Genomic DNA, 1,583 nt, shown 5'->3' with positions numbered 1-1,583 from the left:
GAACGGCGCGTTAGAGCCGCAGCCTTCGCAGATGCCCTTGGCTTCTTTCAGTACCCAGGCGCGGACTTTTAGGGCTCGACCGCAGCTGCAAGCTCCGCGTCAGTGAACTCGCATAAAAAATCTATGGTCCCCCCCATTTTTGCAATACTGATTAACGGGCGATGTGGTTGGCTTGCTTAAATCTATCCGGCGTCTGTTTGGGGCTTGCCCCAGCGCCACGATGAGAGTCGCGCCTGACGATCCTTAAAAGCCCGTCGGCTTCTGAAGCCGATTTTTATGTCAGGATCTTCGCCAGGCCGGTAGGCCGTTCACGTCATCCGTTGTTCAGCTATCGCAAAACCTGAAGGGTGAATTGTGGTACTGCAACAACCGCAGGGTCAGGCGTTCAAGGCGTCTGGCCCTGCTTCATATTGCGCATGGTGAGCCGCTATCGCCCAAGCGATACGCGCCAGTTTGTTGGCCAGGGCACAGGCCACCACATTCGAGTGTCGTCGGCGCAGCAGCGCTCGCACCCAGTCGGCCAAAGCCCCCTTCTGATGATCCAGCCTCTGCATGTAAACCCTGGAGCATTGCACCAGCAGTTGCCGCAGGTGCTTGTCACCCCGCTTGCTGATCCCCAACAAATTGGCTTTGCCGCCCGTGCTGTACTGTCGCGGCACCAAGCCCACTGAAGCCGCAAAATCGCGACTGCATCGGTATTGCTTGCCATCGCCCATTTCTACAGCCAGAAGGCTGGCGGTGATCGGACCGACACACGGCATGCTAAGCAAACGGCTCCCCAGATCATCGTCGGCCAGCTGGCAAGCCAGTTGTTTGTCCAGTTCCTTGATCTGTTCATCCAGGTAAACGAAGTGATCGTGCAGGCGTTGCAACAGCACTGTCAGCCGCACAGGCAGCTCATGCTCGGCCAAAACAGCTGCCAAACGCTTCATGATGGCTGAGCCTTTGGGCAGGCTGATGCCAAATTCCAGCAGGAAACCGTGCATCTGATTGGCTGTCTTGGTGCGGTCATGCACCAACGACTCGCGCATGCGATGCAGGACAGACAGGGTTTGCTGAGACTCGGTTTTAGGCGTAACGAAGCGCATGGACGGACGGGAAGCCGCCTCGCAAATGGCCTCTGCGTCGATAAAGTCATTTTTGTTGCCCTTGACGAAAGGGCGGACAAACTGCGGTGAAATCAACTTGGTCGTATGCCCCATCGCCGCAAGCTGACGGGCGATGAAGTGAGAGCCGGCACAGGCTTCCGTTACCACGACGCAGCTCGGCAAGTTGCCGAAGAACCGCATCATCTGCGCTCGCGAGAGCTTTTTGCGAAACACCTCGCGGCCCGATTTGTCTTGGCCCAGAAGGTGGAAATTATGTTTGCCGAGATCGATCCCGATCAGTGCTGACTCGCTCATGATGATGGCCTCCAAAAACAAAACACCCTGCGAAAGCGTAGCCCTCGCAGGGTGTGGGGGTGACCATCTCATTAACCCCCGCGGCCTGCGCCAGCGGGGGTTCTTGAGTATCGCTCGTTGCGGGTCTGCGACCTTAGAACGGGATATCGTCATCAAAGCTGTCGAAATCCGGAGCCGGTT

At 57.2% G+C, this 1,583-nt stretch carries 1 protein-coding gene; it reads right to left on the bottom strand.

Annotation, left to right across the window (positions count from 1 at the left end; genetic code table 11):
• Positions 1–377: 377 nt before the first annotated feature.
• Positions 378–1,403, bottom strand: a complete 1,026-nt coding sequence (locus EPJ54_RS19605) for an IS110 family RNA-guided transposase (protein WP_024074122.1) — start codon at positions 1,401–1,403, stop codon at positions 378–380.
• Positions 1,404–1,583 lie beyond the last annotated feature (180 nt).

Source organism: Vitreimonas flagellata, assembly GCF_004634425.1.
GTDB lineage: Bacteria > Pseudomonadota > Alphaproteobacteria > Caulobacterales > Aquidulcibacteraceae > Vitreimonas > Vitreimonas flagellata.
Note: the sequence above shows the minus strand (reverse complement) of the source record. Positions and strands in the feature narration are given on the sequence as shown.